The sequence below is a fragment of the Nocardioides sp. genome, assembly GCF_964229035.1.
Taxonomy (GTDB): Bacteria; Actinomycetota; Actinomycetes; order Propionibacteriales; family Nocardioidaceae; genus Nocardioides.
In genome coordinates, this window is the sequence record NZ_CAXRAZ010000033.1 from 1 (window position 1) to 15,307 (window position 15,307).

At 74.0% G+C, this 15,307-nt stretch carries 14 protein-coding genes and 1 pseudogene; 6 read left to right on the forward strand and 9 right to left on the reverse strand.

Annotated elements, in window-relative coordinates; translation table 11 throughout:
• Nucleotides 1–217, forward strand: a pseudogene (locus ACERUN_RS10085) (hypothetical protein); the annotation flags it as partial.
• Between the two features lie 21 nt (nt 218–238).
• Here ACERUN_RS10085 and ACERUN_RS10090 read toward each other — a convergent pair.
• The gene (locus tag ACERUN_RS10090; RefSeq protein WP_370289789.1) at nt 239–697 is read right to left on the reverse strand and encodes a hypothetical protein; all 459 of its coding nucleotides are present in this window, start codon (nt 695–697) and stop codon (nt 239–241) included.
• Between the two features lie 36 nt (nt 698–733).
• Between ACERUN_RS10090 and ACERUN_RS10095 the strand changes: the two genes are divergently transcribed.
• The gene (locus ACERUN_RS10095) at nt 734–1,426 is read left to right on the forward strand and encodes a response regulator transcription factor (protein ID WP_370289790.1); all 693 of its coding nucleotides are present in this window, start codon (nt 734–736) and stop codon (nt 1,424–1,426) included.
• A 16-nt stretch (nt 1,427–1,442) separates the two neighbouring features.
• Entirely contained in the window at nt 1,443–2,774 is a 1,332-nt protein-coding gene (locus ACERUN_RS10100) for an ATP-binding protein (RefSeq protein ID WP_370289791.1), read from the forward strand.
• 3 nt (nt 2,775–2,777) lie between these two features.
• Here ACERUN_RS10100 and ACERUN_RS10105 read toward each other — a convergent pair whose 3' ends face one another.
• The 4 genes from ACERUN_RS10105 to ACERUN_RS10120 form a co-directional block, all read right to left on the reverse strand.
• The gene (locus tag ACERUN_RS10105; RefSeq protein ID WP_370289792.1) at nt 2,778–3,173 is read right to left on the reverse strand and encodes a hypothetical protein; all 396 of its coding nucleotides are present in this window, start codon (nt 3,171–3,173) and stop codon (nt 2,778–2,780) included.
• 68 nt (nt 3,174–3,241) lie between these two features.
• The gene (locus tag ACERUN_RS10110) at nt 3,242–3,625 is read right to left on the reverse strand and encodes a hypothetical protein (protein ID WP_370289793.1); all 384 of its coding nucleotides are present in this window, start codon (nt 3,623–3,625) and stop codon (nt 3,242–3,244) included.
• A 154-nt stretch (nt 3,626–3,779) separates the two neighbouring features.
• Nucleotides 3,780–3,944 (reverse strand): hypothetical protein, encoded by a 165-nt coding sequence (locus ACERUN_RS10115; RefSeq protein ID WP_370289795.1) that lies wholly within the window; start codon nt 3,942–3,944, stop codon nt 3,780–3,782.
• 114 nt (nt 3,945–4,058) lie between these two features.
• On the reverse strand, nt 4,059–6,119 hold the full coding sequence (locus ACERUN_RS10120) for an NAD(+) synthase (protein ID WP_370289796.1): 2,061 nt from the start codon (nt 6,117–6,119) through the stop codon (nt 4,059–4,061).
• A 140-nt stretch (nt 6,120–6,259) separates the two neighbouring features.
• Here ACERUN_RS10120 and panB point away from each other — a divergent pair, with 140 nt between their 5' ends.
• The gene (gene panB, locus ACERUN_RS10125) at nt 6,260–7,132 is read left to right on the forward strand and encodes a 3-methyl-2-oxobutanoate hydroxymethyltransferase (RefSeq protein WP_370289797.1); all 873 of its coding nucleotides are present in this window, start codon (nt 6,260–6,262) and stop codon (nt 7,130–7,132) included.
• 64 nt (nt 7,133–7,196) lie between these two features.
• On the forward strand, nt 7,197–8,378 hold the full coding sequence (locus ACERUN_RS10130) for a sorbosone dehydrogenase family protein (RefSeq protein ID WP_370289798.1): 1,182 nt from the start codon (nt 7,197–7,199) through the stop codon (nt 8,376–8,378).
• 11 nt (nt 8,379–8,389) lie between these two features.
• Here the strand turns inward: ACERUN_RS10130 and ACERUN_RS10135 are convergent, their stop codons facing one another.
• Nucleotides 8,390–9,757: a hypothetical protein gene (locus ACERUN_RS10135; RefSeq protein ID WP_370289799.1), complete on the reverse strand. Its 1,368-nt coding sequence runs from the start codon at nt 9,755–9,757 to the stop codon at nt 8,390–8,392.
• A 254-nt stretch (nt 9,758–10,011) separates the two neighbouring features.
• On the opposite strand from ACERUN_RS10135, the gene ACERUN_RS10140 reads away from it, so the two are divergent.
• Nucleotides 10,012–10,686, forward strand: a complete 675-nt coding sequence (locus ACERUN_RS10140; protein WP_370289802.1) for a thymidine kinase — start codon at nt 10,012–10,014, stop codon at nt 10,684–10,686.
• Nucleotides 10,687–10,699: 13 nt separating this feature from the next.
• On the opposite strand, the gene ACERUN_RS10145 is transcribed toward ACERUN_RS10140, so the two are convergent.
• The 3 genes from ACERUN_RS10145 to ACERUN_RS10155 all read right to left on the reverse strand — a co-directional run bounded on the left by ACERUN_RS10145 (nt 10,700) and on the right by ACERUN_RS10155 (nt 15,250).
• The gene (locus tag ACERUN_RS10145; protein ID WP_370289803.1) at nt 10,700–11,848 is read right to left on the reverse strand and encodes an alkaline phosphatase family protein; all 1,149 of its coding nucleotides are present in this window, start codon (nt 11,846–11,848) and stop codon (nt 10,700–10,702) included.
• A 5-nt stretch (nt 11,849–11,853) separates the two neighbouring features.
• A complete protein-coding gene (locus ACERUN_RS10150; protein WP_370289804.1) occupies nt 11,854–12,447 on the reverse strand; it encodes a DUF5998 family protein in 594 nt (197 codons plus the stop codon).
• 79 nt (nt 12,448–12,526) lie between these two features.
• Nucleotides 12,527–15,250, reverse strand: coding sequence for a GNAT family N-acetyltransferase (locus tag ACERUN_RS10155; RefSeq protein ID WP_370289805.1), 2,724 nt, complete (start codon nt 15,248–15,250; stop codon nt 12,527–12,529).
• Nucleotides 15,251–15,307: the final 57 nt, after the last annotated feature.

Here is a 15,307-nt window from a genome sequence, read left to right on the forward strand (position 1 = left end):
CGCACCCCTGACCCGCCGCGACCACCGCGCCAAGACCCACCTCGGCTACCGCTGCACCCAACTCGCCCCCGGCATCTACGCCTGGATCACCCCCCACGGCCTCGGACGCCTCGTCACCCCCCGCGGCACCCACCGCTTCCGACCCCTCTACGACCGCCACGGCCACGGCCACCTCATCGGCGCCCATCTCCGCCTCAGCGACTTCCACCCCGGCTAGCGGCGGCTCGCAGACAGCACGTCAGGAGGCGCCGCTCGGCAGCACCTTCTCCTCGGTCTCGCCCAACCGCGGACGACCCCGGTTGCAGTAGACCTCGATCTCGATCGAGCGGCGCCCGGAGACGAACACGGCGTCCACGTCGTCGTCCGGGCCCTGCTCGAAGCTGACGGTCCGCCAGCCCGGCGCGGGGCGCGGGGCGGTGGCCGTGGCGGCGAATCCGCGGCAGGTCACGGGGAAGGCGCCGAAGCGGCCCGCGATCTCCTCGCTCACCGCCGCTGCCTGCGGGTCGGGCTCCACCCGGTCGATCTCGGCGCGTCCCACGAGGTCGCTGCTGCCGATCACCCCGCGCTCGCGCAGGCTCCCGCCCACCAGGGTCGTGGCGGTCACGCCCACCGCGACGGCGAGAGCGGCGGCCAGCACCCACGCGCCGGCGTAGCGGGCGGGGCGCGGGATCCGCGCACGGGGGACGGTCCGGGGCACCCGGTCATCCTGCACCCCCGCCGGTAGGTTGCGGGCGTGGCCCAGCTGCTCATCGTCGAAGACGACGCACGCATCCGCCCGCTGGTGGTGCGCGCGCTCACCGAGCGTGGCCACGCGGTGCGCTCGGAGGCCACCGGCATGGCCGGGTTGAACGCCGCCGTCGAGCTGCGCCCCGACCTCCTGGTGCTCGATCTCGGCCTGCCCGACGTCGACGGCACGCAGGTGCTCTCGATGCTGCGTGCGGTGAGCGACGTGCCGGTGATCGTGGCCACCGCGCGCGACGACGACCCCACGCTCGTGCGGTGCCTCGAGGGCGGGGCCGACGACTACGTCGTGAAGCCGTACACCGTCGACCAGCTGGCGGCTCGCATCACCGCCGTGCTGCGCCGGGTCGGTCGCGCCGGCGGTGCGGCCTCGCGCGAGATCGTGGTCGGGCGGCTGCGCATCGACGTGCCGGCGCGCCAGGCCCGGCTCGACGACGAGCAGCTCGACCTGAGCCCCAAGGAGTTCGACCTGCTGCGCCACCTCGCCGAGCGGGCCGGCGACGTCGTCACCAAGCGCGAGCTGCTCACCGAGGTGTGGCAGCAGGCGTGGGGCGGCTCGGAGAAGACCGTCGACGTCCACCTGTCGTGGTTGCGCCGCAAGCTCGGCGAGACCGCCGCGGATCCGCAGTACCTGCACTCGGTGCGCGGCGTCGGGGTCCGGCTCAGCGCACCCGAGGGCGCCTGAGGTGCGGCGTCGGCTGATGCTCACGGTCGCAGCCGCCGTGAGCATGGTGCTCCTCGCGATGCTCGTGCCGGTGGCGATCTTGATGCGCGACCTCGCCGGCGAGGACCTCCTCGCCCGGGCGGCCCTCGAGGTGCAGGCCACCGAGAGCGTCGTGGCCACCGGCAGCAAGGGCTCGGTCGGCATCTACCTCGAGCGGGTCAACGACGACCGCGGCATCCGCACCACCGTACTCTACCCGGACGGCGATGCGGTCGGCCCCGACCCCGGCGAGGACCGGCGCGTGCTCCAGGCACGGTCGACCGGCCTCGCGCGCGTGGACGACGTGGATGCCGGCACCCAGATCCTCGTGCCGGTGTCGCTGGGCGCCAGCACGGCGTCGTCCGCGGAGACGCCGGTGGTGCGTGTGCTCGTGACCGGCCCCGGGCTCGACCGGCGGCTGCTGGCCGGCTGGACGGTGCTGCTCGTGCTCGGACTGGCCCTGCTGGCAGGCGCCCTCGTGCTGGCCGACCGCCTGGGCCGGTCGTTCACGACACCGCTGGGCCGCTTGGCCGACTACGCGGGCCGCCTCGGGTCCCCCGACGAGGGCGACCGCCCCCGGCTGCCGGCCCCAGTGGAGCCCGACGGGCCGCCCGAGGTGCGCGAGCTCGCCCTCACCCTCAACCGCCTGGTCGAGCGCATCGGCACCCTCCTCGAGCGCGAGCGCGCCACCAACGCCGACGTCGCCCACCGTCTGCGCACCCCGATGACGGCACTGCGCCTGCGTCTCGAGACGGCGGGCGCAGCACCCGGCGACGAGGAGCGGGCCCGGCTCGCCGAGGACCTTGACCAGCTGCAGCAGGTGGTCGACCGTATCGTCGCCGAGGCCCGGCGCTCCGAGCGCGAGGGCATCGTGGCAGTGGCCGACGCCCGCGCCGTCGTCGCCGAGCGCGTCGCCTTCTGGTCCTCGCTCGCAGACGACGAGGGCCGCACCCTCACCTTCGACGACCGCCTGCCGGGAGCCGGGGCAGTGCTCGTGCGCGCGAGCGCCGACGACCTCGCTGCCGCGCTCGACGTGCTGCTCGACAACGTCTTCTCCCACACCCCGACCGGCGTCGAGGCGCGCGTCGTCCTCGAGGGGGCTCCGGACGACGGTGGGGCGCGCGGCGGTGTCGCGATCAGCGTCGAGGACGCCGGCCCGGGGCTGCCCGACGGGGTGGATGTGCGCGCCCGCGGACGCTCCGGCGCGGGGTCGACGGGTCTGGGCCTGGCGATCGCCGAACGCACCGCCGCCGAGGCGGGCGGCGAGCTGGTGCTCGACCGCTCCGACCTCGGCGGGGCGCTGGTGCGGTTGCGCCTGGGCGGCGCCTGAGGATCAGCGGGTGACGAGCCCACCGCGGCACGTGCCGCCACCGACGCGGGTGGCGGAGAAGCGGAAGGTGTCCTTGCCGGCGGTGTTCGGGCGCAGGCGCTCGAGCTCGATCTCGCCCTCGCGGTCGGCGCGGCGGGTCACGGAGGTGACGACCTTGCCCTCGTGGGCCAGTCGGATCCGCCAGGTCGAACCGGCCGGGAGTCGGTCGAGGTCGACGGTGACCTCGAACGCCCGGCCCTCGCGGTCGGCGGAGAGCTCCCAGGTGCCGGTGCTGCAGGCGCCGCGGCGCTCGACGTCGGCGGAGGCCGGTCCGGCCGAGGTGACGACGGCAGCGGCGGCGGTGGTGGCGATCAGGGTGCCGGTGGCGGCGAGGGCGGCGGTGCGGCGGAGCGTGGGCATGTCGATGTCCTGTTCGTGGATGCGGGTGGGTGGGACGGGGCTGCGCGGTGCGGCGCGGTGCGGCGCGGTCAGCGGGTGAGGGTGGCCGTGCAGGTGCGACCGTCGGCGCTGGTGGCGACGGCCTCGAAGGTGCTCTCATCGCTCTGGCGGGCGATGGCGTCGAGGTCGATCTCGGCGTCGGCGTCGGTGCGCCGCTCGCCCTCGACCAGCACGGCACCGTCCTGGGTGAGTCGGATCTGCCAGGTCTCGTCGGGTGCGGCGGAGGTGAGCTCGTAGGACACCTCGAGCGCGCCGTCGTCCTCCTCGGCCGAGAGCTCGTAGGTGACGGCGGCGCAGGTGCCGCGCTCGATCCGGTCGCCGCGACCGTCGTCGGCCAGCGCCCAGGCGCCGACTCCCCCGACGCCCACCAGGGCGACGCCTCCGGCCACGGCGAGTGCGATCGTGCGGTTCATGGTGCTCTCCTCATCTCGGGTCCGACCGCCGGCGGGCGGTGGTGCTTCATCGATGAGGAGAGACTCGTCGCTGCGCGGCTAACGTCGCTCCAGCGCAGGGCTAAGGGGCGGCTAAGGTTCGCCGCCGGATGGTGATGACGCCTGCTGACGCCCTTCAGAGCTGGGCGGAGAGCACCAGGTGGGCGAGCACGATGCGCAGGACGAACAGCAGCGCGCCCACCGAGGCCACCGCGACGAGGACGATGCCGAGCGCCTGGAGCAGCACCCCGACCGACACCGTGGGGTGCGCAGCCGATGCGGGGCGGATCGGGTGAGCCATCCGGCTTCTCCTTCGGGAGCGGGAGCAGGAGCGGCAGCGGCCACGTGCTGTGACCCGCGCCACATCGCACGCTAGTCGTGCGAGGCCATCGGCGCGAGCATCCCGCTCGATTCTTTACCCGCCCCGCGGCACCCGTTCGAGCTCGGCCAACCAGGCCGCCGCGCTGGCGTCGGAGGGCATCCGCCAGTCGCCGCGCGGCGACATCGTGCCGCCGGGGCTGACCTTGGGGCCGTTGGGCAGCGCGGAGCGCTTGAACTGGTTGGCGAAGAAGCGGCGGATGAACACCTCGAGCCAGCGGCGCACCGTGGCCAGGTCGTAGGCGTGGCGGCGTTCGGCCGGGAAGCCCGGCGGCCACTCCCCCGCCTCCGCCTCGCGCCAGGCGTGCCAGGCGAGGAAGGCGATCTTGCTCGGCCGGTAGCCGCGCCGCAGCACGTGGTAGAGCGTGAAGTCCTGCAGGGCGTAGGGGCCGACGGAGTCCTCCGTGGCCTGCGGCTTCTCGCCCTCGCGGGTGGGGATCAGCTCGGGGGTGATCTCCTGGTCGAGGATCGCCTGCAGCACCTCCTCCACCTCGCCCTGGGCCTCGCCCTCCCGGCCGGTGAGCTCACCCGACTCGATCACGTAGCGGATGAGGTGCTGGATGAGGGTCTTCGGCACCCCGGCGTTGACGTTGTAGTGCGACATCTGGTCGCCGACGCCGTAGGTGCACCAGCCCAGCGCCAGCTCGGAGAGGTCACCGGTGCCGAGCACGATGCCGCCGCGGTGGTTCGCCAGGCGGAAGAGGTAGTCGGTGCGCAGGCCGGCCTGCACGTTCTCGAAGGTGATGTCGTAGGTCGGCTCGCCGTCGCTGAACGGGTGGTCGAGGTCGTGCAGCAGCTGCGTGGCGGCGGGGCGGATGTCGATCTCGGCGAAGGTGCAGCCCAGCGCGGTCGAGAGCCGCGTGGCGTACGACTTCGTCGTGTCGCCGGTCGCGAAACCCGGCAGCGTGAAGGCGTGGATGTCGCTGCGCGGGCGCCCGAGCCGGTCCATCGCCTTCGCCGCGACGATGAGGGCGTGGGTGGAGTCCAGCCCGCCCGAGACGCCGATGACGACCTTCGGCTGGCCGATCGCGGCGAGGCGGCGCTCGAGGCCCGAGACCTGGATGTTGTAGGCCTCGTAGCAGTCCTGCGCGAGGCGGGCGGCGTCGTCCGGAACGAAGGGGAAGCGGGCGACCCGGCGCCGCAGGCCGATGTCGCCGGCCGGCGGGTCGACGACGAACTCGATCCGCTCGAACTCCGCGCCGCCGGTGCGGCGGCGGTTGTCGTCGAAGGTGCCCTGGCGCAGGCGCTCCTGACGCAGGCGGTCGAGGTCGACGTCCACGACCGTGCGCCGCGGACCGTCGGGGAATCGCTCGCTCTCACCGAGGAGGGTGCCCATCTCGTAGACCATCGTCTGGCCGTCCCACGACAGGTCGGTGGTCGACTCCCCCTGCCCCGCGGCGGCGTAGACGTAGGCGGCGTCGCACCGCGCACTCGCGCTGCGGGCCAGCAGGTGGCGGTCCTCGGCGCGCGCCACGGTGATCGGGCTGCCCGACAGGTTGGTGAGCACGGTGGCGCCGGCCAGCGCCGCGCGGGCGCTCGGCGGCACCGGCACCCACATGTCCTCGCACACCTCCACGTGGACGACGAGCCCCGGCACGTCGGCGGCCGCGAAGAGCAGGTCGTCGCCGAAGGGCACCTCGTGGCCGGCCACCGTGATCGTGCGCTCGGCCACCTCGTCGCCGCCCGCGGCGAACCAGCGCGCCTCGTAGAACTCCCGGTAGGTGGGCAGGTGCGACTTCGGCGCCACCCCCAGCACGACGCCGCGGTGGATGACCACGCCGCAGTTGTAGACCCGGTGGCGACCGCGCAGGGGCGCGCCGACCACGAGCAGCGGGCGCAGGTCGCGGCTGGCCTCGACGATCGCGGCCAGTGCGTCGTCCACGGCGTCGAGGAGGACGTCCTGGCCGAAGAGGTCGTCGACGGAGTAGCCGGTGAGCCCCAGCTCGGGGAACACCGCGAGCGCGGCGCCGTCGTCGTGGCAGGCGCGGGCCTGCTCGATCGTGCGCTCGGCGTTGGTGGCGGGATCGGCCAGGGCGACGGGCAGGGTCACCGCGGCGACGCGGGCGAACCCGTGGGCGTAGGCCGAGTAGAAGTCCACGCGCCCGAGTCTAGGGAGGAGGCCGGGTGACCCACCGCACACCCGACGTCCTCCCCGGCGCGCGCGGACCGCTACTAGCCTCGAACCCACGAACGTGGACCCGCACCGGCGGGCCGCGAGTCAACGAACGGAGCTCGACGATGAGCAGCACCCCCACCCCCGAGGAGACCGCCCCCTACGGCGGCGCAGCGGCGGTCCCGGCGTCCACCTCGGCCCCGGTGAAGCGCATCCGCACGCATCACCTGCGCGAGATGAAGCAGCGCGGCGAGCGCTTCTCGATGCTCACCAGCTACGACCAGCTGACCGCCCAGATCTTCGACGAGGCGGGCATCGAGGTGCTACTCGTGGGCGACAGCGCGTCGAACAACGTGCTCGGCAACGCCACCTCGCTGCCCATCACGGTCGAGGAGATGCTGCCGCTCACCCGTGCGGTCGCGCGCTCGGTCACGCGCTCGCTCGTGGTCGGCGACCTGCCGTTCGGCTCCTACCAGGCCTCGCCCGAGCAGGGCTACCTCACGGCCGCGCGCTTCATGAAGGAGGGCGGCGCGCACTGCGTGAAGCTCGAGGGCGGCGTGGAGATGGCGCCCCAGATCGAGCGGATGACGCAGGGCGGCATCCCGGTGATGGCCCACATCGGCTTCACCCCGCAGTCCGAGCACGCTCTGGGCGGCTACCGGGTGCAGGGCCGCGGCGACGCCGCCGAGCGGGTGCTGCGCGACGCCCGCGCGGTGCAGGACGCCGGTGCCTTCGCCGTCGTCATGGAGATGGTGCCCGGCGACGTGGCCGCCCAGGTCACCGCCGAGCTCGAGATCCCGACCATCGGGATCGGCGCCGGCGCCGGCTGCGACGGGCAGGTGCTGGTGTGGCAGGACGCCTTCGGCCTGCGCACCGGCCGGCTGCCCCGCTTCGTGAAGCAGTACGCCGACCTGCGCTCGGTGCTGCTCGACGCGGCCCGCGCCTACGACGGCGAGGTCAAGGCGGGCAGCTTCCCCGGCACCGAGCACACCTTCTGACGCCTCGGCGACCGGGACCCTCCGGGCCCTCGCCAGGCGCGGAGGGCAGGCGTACGGTCGAGCCATGAAGCCCCGTCTCGTGGCACTGCTGGCCGTCCTCCTCATCGCGAGCGCTCCGGGCGCACCGGCCGAGGTCGCCTCGGCGGCCGAGCGCCCGTCGTCCTCGCCCACGGCGAAGCTGCCGTCGCTGCGAGCGCCCGCGCTCAAGGTCGACGTGCTGGCGCGCGGGCTCGACCACCCCTGGGAGGTGCAGCAGCTGCCCAGCGGCCAGCTGCTGCTGACCCAGCGCGAGCGCCGCGCACTCACGATCGTCGACACCGCCCGCAAGCGGCGCTACGACCTCAGCTTCCCCAACTCCTCGATCTGGGTGAGCGGCGAGACCGGCCTGCTCGGGCTGGCCATCGATCCCGCCTTCAGCAGCAACCGGCGCATCTACACCTGCTCCGGCTGGCAGGCAGGTGGACGACGCGACGTCCGCGTCGTTGCCTGGACCCTCGACCCCACGCTGCGACGCGCGAGCCTCACCCGGGCGCTCGTCACCGGCCTGCCCGTCAGCACCGGACGCCACGGCGGTTGCCGCCTGCTCATCGCCAAGAGCGGCGCGCTCATGGTCGGCACCGGCGACGCCGCGATCGGCACCAACCCGCGCAACCTCGACTCCCTCGGCGGCAAGGTGCTGCGCGTCGATCGCATGACCGGGCGCCCCCTCAAGGGCAACCCGCACTTCTCCGGCACAGGCAACCGCCGCCTGGTCTTCACCTACGGCCACCGCAACGTGCAGGGCCTGGCCATGCGCCCCGACGGCTCCATCCTGTCGGTCGAGCACGGCTCCGACCGCGACGACGAGGTCAACCTCATCCGCGCGGGGCGCGACTTCGGCTGGAACCCGGTGCCCGGCTACAACGAGAGCGTCCCGATGACCGACCAGCGCCTGCCCGGCCGGCAGTTCGAGGCGGTCTGGCGTTCAGGCTCCCCGACCATCGCGCCTTCGGGGGCCGACATCGTGCGCGGCGCGGCCTGGGGGTCTCTGCGGGGCACGCTCGCGGTCGGCGTCCTCAAGGGCAAGCGGGTCATGTTCTTGACCATCGGATCGACCGGCGGACTGCGTGCGGTCACCGTGCCGGCGGCGCTCACCCGCTACGGCCGCATCCGCGACGTCACCGCCACCTCACGCGGCACGCTGCTCCTCACCACCGACAACGGCGACGGGCGCGACGTCCTGCTGCGGGTGCGTCCCGCCTCCTGATCGACTGCGGCTCAGCGGCGGGCCGCGCGCACCGAGGCGGTGGGCACGGGCACGGTGCAGGCGTCGCTGCCCGGCTCGCCGGCGGGGTCGGGGGCACCCGGGGTGTCGGACGCGCCGTCGGTGCCCGCTGGAGTGGCCGCAGTGGTCGTCGGGCTCGGCGGTGCGTCGGGGTCGAGCGGGGCGTTCGGGTCGATCGGCCCCTCGGGCACCGGGCAGGTGCCGGGATCCGTCGGGTCGGTCGGAGTCGGGTTCGCCGGGTCCACGGGGTCGGTCGGGTCCGTCGGCGTGGGGTCGGCCGGATCCGTGGGGTCGGTCGGATCCGTGGGGCCGGTCGGGTCGGTCTCGGGGCCGTCGGCGGGCGCCGGCGGGTTGGGGCGCACCGGACGCGGCTCGCGCACGGGGGGCGTCGCGACCGCGGCGGCGGGGCGCGGGCCCCGGGCACCGGAGGCGACCAGCACGGGGCGCACGGTCTGGCGCTGCTCGGCGGCGGGCACGTCGACGTAGGTGACGGGCACCGCGACCGGCGCGGCGGCGAGTGCCGCGGCCGACTGGGTGCGGTAGCGACCGGTCACCGCGAGCACCGCGTCGGCGTAGCCCGTGCCGGCGCGCAGGCGCCCGAGCGAGGTGCGCAGGGCCAGCGGCTGGGAGAGGTCGGCGCCACCGTTGCACAGCAGCACGGCGGTGGCGAGCGCGGCATCGTCGAGGTCCTGCGGGTTGCGCACGCCGTCGTCGTCGGCGTCGACGGCGACCGTCGTCCAGGTGGAGGGCAGCAGGCCGAACGGGCCGACCGGCGCATCGAAGCGCTCGTCGCCGTCGAGGGCACCCGCGTCGGTGTCGTCGACCAGCCCGCGACCGCCCTGGCCGTCGAGGGGCAGGCCCACGATCGCGGGGCTCACGGTGCCGTCGGCGGCCACGGTGTGCACGGGGCCGCCGGGCAGCCCGCGGCCGTGGTCGGAGTCGACCGCCGCGACGGCGGCGAGCACGACCCAGTCGAGCCGGCAGCCGGACGACGCACCGTTGATCACCGTCGCCGCGCGCTGGTAGGCGCTGAGCGCTGCGGCGGGGACGCCGTCCAGGGCGCCCGCACTGCGCAGAGCGGCAGCGGCGACCACGGGCGAGGTGAGCAGCGCACCCTGCGTGGCGGGCGCGACCGAGGCCGGCGCGGGGGCCGGGGCCGCCTCGGTGGCGGGTGCGGCATCCGACGGCGTGACCGGTCCGGCCACGGACCGCAGCCCGGCGTGGCGACCCATCGTCGTCATCACCGCCGCGATCACCAGGACCAGCACCAGGACCCCGACCGCCACAGCCCACTGGGCGTTCCACCGGTCCCCGGGAAGCGTGCCGTTCGGACCGGACGGGCGCGCGTCGCGCATCTGCATCGTTGATCCCACCAGAGAAGAGGTCGTGGCGCGGTCCCTCGCGCCGTCGGCTGCCGGTCGCCTCCCCCGTCCCTGGGGCAAGCGCACGGCAGGCCCGGTCGGGAGCGACCGGGCCTGCCCCTAGTCTGGGGCCCGCGCAGGGCGGCGCACGGCGATTGGACGTCGAATATGTCGATCGTTCAGCCAACCGTCACCTTGCACCCGCCGACCGTTCCGCCGATCGCCCGCCGACATCCGCCAGAGAGGACGCCGCTGTGGCCGAGCTCACCTTCCGCACCGGCACGATGGACGCCGGGAAGTCGACGCTGGCGCTGCAGACCAACCACAACCACGCGGCCCGCGGTCGCGCCGGCCGACTGTTCACCTCCCACGACCGGGCCGGCGAGGCGATCGTCTCCTCCCGCCTGGGCCTGCGCGCCGACGCCCTCGAGGTCAGTCCCGACTTCGACTTCTGGCGCTTCACCGTCGACGCCCTCACCCAGGGCGCGCGCATCGACTACCTCATCTGCGACGAGGCGCAGTTCTACACCCCCGAGCAGATCGACCAGCTGGCCAAGGTGGTCGACGAGCTGCAGATCGACGTCTTCTGCTTCGGCATCCTCACCGACTTCCGCACCCGTCTCTTCCCCGGCTCGGCGCGTCTGGTCGAGCTCGCCGACCGCACCGAGGTGCTGCAGGTCGAGGCGCTGTGCTGGTGCGGCAAGCGGGCCACCCACAACGCCCGCACCGAGAACGGCGTCATGGTCACCGAGGGCGAGGTCATCGTCGTCGGCGACGTGGACGACGCCGACGCCCCCGCCCCGGCGGCGGTGGACGACGAGGTCGAGGTCGCCTACGAGGTGCTCTGCCGCCAGCACCACCGGCGCGGGCTCACGGCCGCGCGGGCGCGTGCGGTGAGCCTCTCGCCGGATCCCCTGCCGTTCGCCTGAGCGCGATCCGCGCTCAGTCGGCGAGCAGGGGGATGAGCATCTCGTCGGGCGTGAGCGAGCCGTGCATGCCGATCAGCCGCGCCTCGTAGGGGAAGGTCTCGCTGTCGAGCACCGCCGTCGTGCCGCGTGCGGCCACCACCACGTCGCCGATGCGCGGGAGCACGTCCGGCGCCACCTGGCCGAACCAGCCGCGCAGCACGGCCTCGGAGCGGGTCAGCACCTCCGCGGCCTCGCCGAGGGTCTCGCGCCACGTGGCGACCACGTCGTCCACGGCACCGCCGCGGCAGTAGAGGTGGCGGAAGCGCGCCTCACCGCCGAGCAGGGCGACGCCCGAGCGCAGCTCGGGTACCGCGGCGACGTCCACGCGGGTGTCGGCGGGGACGTCGACCATGCCGTGGTCGGCGATCACCAGCAGCCGCCGGTCGGCCGGCAGCGCCTCGCGCAGCTGCTCGGCCTCGTGGTCGATCATGGCGAGCTGCTGCAGCCAGGGGCTGGAGGCGACGCCCCAGCGGTGGCCGGTCCAGTCGAGGTCGCCGTCGTAGACGTAGGTCAGCGTCGCCTCGCGCCGGCTCGCCCGCGACGTGGCCACCACGGCGGCGATGCGCTCCCCCACCCGGTCCACGCCCACGTAGTCGGCGCCGCGGTGGGCGGCCACGGTGAGGCCGCTGCCATCGAACTCGCGCTTGTTGACCACCGAGACGCGCACACCGTCGGCCTGCAGCGACGAGAACGTCGTGGTGTGGGGCTGCCACTGCAACGGGTCGACGTCCTGGTCCCAGGCGAGGGCGTTGAGCAGCTGGTCGGTGCCCGGAACTCGCGTGGTGTAGCCGAGGAGCCCGTGTGCGCCGGGGGTCAGGCCGGTGCCGAGCGAGGTGAGCGAGGTCGAGGTGGTCGAGGGCACCCCCGCCGTGCCGGGCGCCGAGTCGGCCAGCAGCGAGGAGAGGTAGGGGGCCGTGTCGGCGTGGCGGGCGAGCAGGTTGGCCCCGAGGCCGTCGATGAGGAACACCACGTAGGACGACGCCGCCGCCAGCTCGAGGTCGGACGGCGCGGCGCCTAGCGGAGTGCCCAGCGCGGCCGCCACGGCCGGGACGACATCGCCGAGCGAACGGACGCCGTAGGCCGGCTCCTGGAAGCCGGTCTCGACCCCGGTCGGTTGCTGCACGCGGCTCAGCCGCGCGTGAGGGCCGAGAGCGAGGCGGCGAACGACAGCAGACCGGCGACCGCGTCGGCGCCGTCGGCGGCCGCCGAGACCCGCAGCGAGAAGTCGTCGGAGCTCGACGTGCCGGTGTAGCCGTGGTCGGCCTCGCACTGGGGGTCGTCGCAGCCGGCGGGCTCCAGGTCGAGGCGGCTCACCGCACCCCACCCGATCGTGAGCACGGCCTCGGCCGGCGGGCGCGGGCCCTGCGTGGGGTTGGTGACCATGCGCGTGACGACGACGTTCGCCACCGCGCCCAGGCTCACGGCCTCGGTGGAGGTGGAGGTGTACGGCTCGGGCAGCAGGTCGTCGCCCGCGTGCTCGTCGGTGTGCGCGAGCACAAGCCGCGTCGGCGTGAGGAGGACGACGGTCTGGTGGCGTCGCACCTCGTCGCGCTCGAAGGTCGGCTCGTGGTGCACGTAGAACGAGACGACCGACTCGCCGCCCAGCGCGTCGCGCACGGCGTCGGCGACGACCTCGGGGTAGTAGCCGGTGCGGTCGATGGCGGCACGCAGGTCGGCGCTGCGATCGCGGTGCTCGCCGGGGTGGACACGTGCGTGCGACATGCGTGCATCCTCGCACGCACGCCGCCGCGGTGGCGTCGGTGGGCTGCTGGTGAGCGGCTGCCCGGCCGCTGGTCGGCTGCTACTCGGGGATGGTGGTGACGAGGTCGGTCATGCGGCGCACGAACGAGTCGGGGCGCGGGTCCCTGACCGGCGCCACCCGGGCGCCGGCGGTGAGCACCCGGGCGCCGTCCACGCCGGCGAGCACCAGTGACAGCTCGAGCGAGCTCAGCTGGGGCAGGTCGTTCTGCAGCGCGGCGACGCGGGCGATGAGGTCCTCCACGGCCGCGACGTCGACCGGGTCGGCGCCCCGGTAGCCGAACAGCAGCGGCGAGCTCTTCACCTCGCGCACCATGGCGCTCACCTCGTGGCGCCCCAGGGGCGGAATGCGGTAGGACCAGTCGCCCAGCAGCTCGATGACGGGTCCGGAGATGCCGAACGAGACGACCGGGCCGAATAGGGGGTCCTCGAAGGTGCGCACCGCGATCGGCACGCCCGTCGGGGCGTTGCGCTGCACGACGAAGCGGCCCACCGCGGGGTCGACGAGCCGGCTGAGGCTCTCCCACGACTCCTGCATGTCGTGGGCGTCGCTGATGTTGCGCCACACGTGCACCTGGTCGGGGCGCTCGCGCACGGCCGCCAGCGTCGACTTGAGGACGACGTCCCAGCCGAGCCGCTCGCCCGCGGCGATCGCCTCATCAACCGTGTGGGCGGTCAGGGTGGGCCACAGCTCGATGCCGTAGGCGGCCAGCAGCTCGCTCAGCGTGTCCTGGTCGAGCTCGACCTCGCGGTCGGACTCGGCGATCTCGGGGCTCTCGAGCACGCGCTCCACCAGCACCCGGGCCGCACGGTCGTCGATCGCCTCGGGCTCGGCCGGCGGGCCGTCGGGCACCCTCAGCCACACCGCGTACTCCACCACCCGCGCCAGGGCCCGCACGGCCGCCTCGACGGCCGGGTAGGAGGGCACGGAGCCGCGACCCGCGGAGGAGCCGGCGACGTCGGGGACGCGCAGCAGCTCGGGGATGCCCTCGGCGCCGAGGAAGCTGGAGACGAGCGGCTTGTCGGACTGCTCCCCCACGGCCGCCAGCACGTTGGCGACCTCCTCGCCCGACACGTCGAGCGGGGGGATGTAGACCGCGATCACCGAGTCGACGTCCGGATCGTCGATCGCGTCGTCGAGGGCGTCCTCGAAGTCCTCGGCCGTGGCGTCGGCACCCAGCGCCACCGAACGGTTGACCACCAGGCCGACCGCGGACGCGGCGTCCGAAGCGAGCAGGCCCAGGGCGTCGGAGTTGCCGACGATGGCCACGCGTCGTCCGCGGGGCAGGGGCTGGTGGGCGAGCAGCTGGGCGACGTCGAACATGTCGTCGAGGGTGTCGACCTGGATCACGCCGGCCTGGCGGAACATCGCGTCCACCGCGGCCTGCGGCGCGCCGATGCGGCGCACGGTGTGGCCCATCGGCACGCCCTGGGTGGTGCGGCCCGAGCGCACCGCCACGATCGGCTTGCGCTGCGAGACCCGCCGCGCGATGCGGGAGAACTTGCGCGGGGTGCCGATGGACTCCAGGTACATCATCACGACCTCGGTGGCGTCGTCCTCCTCCCAGTACTGCAGGAGGTCGTTGCCCGAGACGTCGGCGCGGTTGCCGGCGCTGACGAAGGTGGAGATGCCGAGACCGCGGTTCTTCACCTTCTCCAGGATCGCCGAGCCGAGCGCACCGGACTGGCAGAAGAACCCGGCGCGCCCGCGCGCGGGCATCACCGACGACAGCGATGCGTTGACCTGCACGCCGGGGTCGGTGTTGACGATGCCCAGGCAGTTGGGCCCGATGAGGCGCAGACCGTAGGAGCGGCAGAGACCCGCGAGGTGGCGCTGGCGGCGGCGGCCCTCCTCGCCGGTCTCGGCGAAGCCCGAGGAGATGACGATGAGCCCGTGCACGCCCTTGTTGGCGCAGTCGAGGACGACGTCGGTGACGGCCTCGGCGGGCACGGCCACGATGGCGACGTCGACGTCGTCGGGGATGTCGTTGACGTTCTTGTAGGCCGGCATGCCCGACACGGCGGGGGCGCTGGGGTTCACGACGTAGACGCGGCCGGTGAAGTCGCCGGTGACGAGGTTGCGCACGAGCACCTGGCCGACCGTGTCCTGGCGGCGGCTGGCACCGATGATCGCGACCGAGCGCGGGTGGAAGAAGCGGTCGATCGAGCGCGCCTCGGCCGTGTGCTCGCGATCGTGCATCACGCCGATCGCGGTGTCGGTCGGGTCGATGGGGAACTCCAGCGCGATGACGCCGTCCTGGTAGCCCGAGACCACGCGGTAGCCGGCGTCGCGGAAGGTCTGGATCATCCGGGAGTTGTCGGGCAGCACCTCGGCGATGAAGCGCTCGACGCCCCGCTCGCGCCCGGCCTGGGCCAGGTGCTCGAGCAGGAGCTGGGCGATGCCGCGGCCCTGGTGGCTGTCCTCGACCAGGAAGGCGACCTCCGCCTCACCGGGGCTGACGACGTCGTAGCGGCCGACGGCGATCATCTTCTCCTGCAGCACGAGCACCAGGGCCACGCGATCGCGATGGTCGACGTGGGTGAAGCGGCGCACGTCGCGCTCGCTCAGCACCGGCATCGGCGAGAAGAAGCGGTAGTACTTCGAGGTGTCGGAGACCCTCGCGTAGAACTCGACGAGCAACTCGTCGTCCTCGGGCGCGATCGGGCGGATGTGCGCGGTGCTGCCGTCGCGCAGCAGCACGTCGCCCTCCCAGTGGGCGGGCGGAGCCTCGATCTCCTCCGTGGGAGTCGGATCGGCGGGGGTCACGCCCCGAATCTAGCGCCTCCTCCCCCGGCACCGCGGGGCCGACGGCGTGCCCGTGCG

Bases quoted from the DNA above. Each gene is read 5' to 3' on its own strand.
- ACERUN_RS10100 (WP_370289791.1), top strand. From the start codon at position 1,443: ATGCTCACGGTCGCAGCCGCCGTGAGCATGGTGCTCCTCGCGATGCTC.
- ACERUN_RS10105 (WP_370289792.1), bottom strand. From the start codon at position 3,173: ATGCCCACGCTCCGCCGCACCGCCGCCCTCGCCGCCACCGGCACCCTG.
- ACERUN_RS10110 (WP_370289793.1), bottom strand. From the start codon at position 3,625: ATGAACCGCACGATCGCACTCGCCGTGGCCGGAGGCGTCGCCCTGGTG.
- ACERUN_RS10115 (WP_370289795.1), bottom strand. From the start codon at position 3,944: ATGGCTCACCCGATCCGCCCCGCATCGGCTGCGCACCCCACGGTGTCG.
- panB (WP_370289797.1), top strand. From the start codon at position 6,260: ATGAGCAGCACCCCCACCCCCGAGGAGACCGCCCCCTACGGCGGCGCA.
- ACERUN_RS10130 (WP_370289798.1), top strand. From the start codon at position 7,197: ATGAAGCCCCGTCTCGTGGCACTGCTGGCCGTCCTCCTCATCGCGAGC.
- ACERUN_RS10135 (WP_370289799.1), bottom strand. From the start codon at position 9,757: ATGCAGATGCGCGACGCGCGCCCGTCCGGTCCGAACGGCACGCTTCCC.
- ACERUN_RS10150 (WP_370289804.1), bottom strand. From the start codon at position 12,447: ATGTCGCACGCACGTGTCCACCCCGGCGAGCACCGCGATCGCAGCGCC.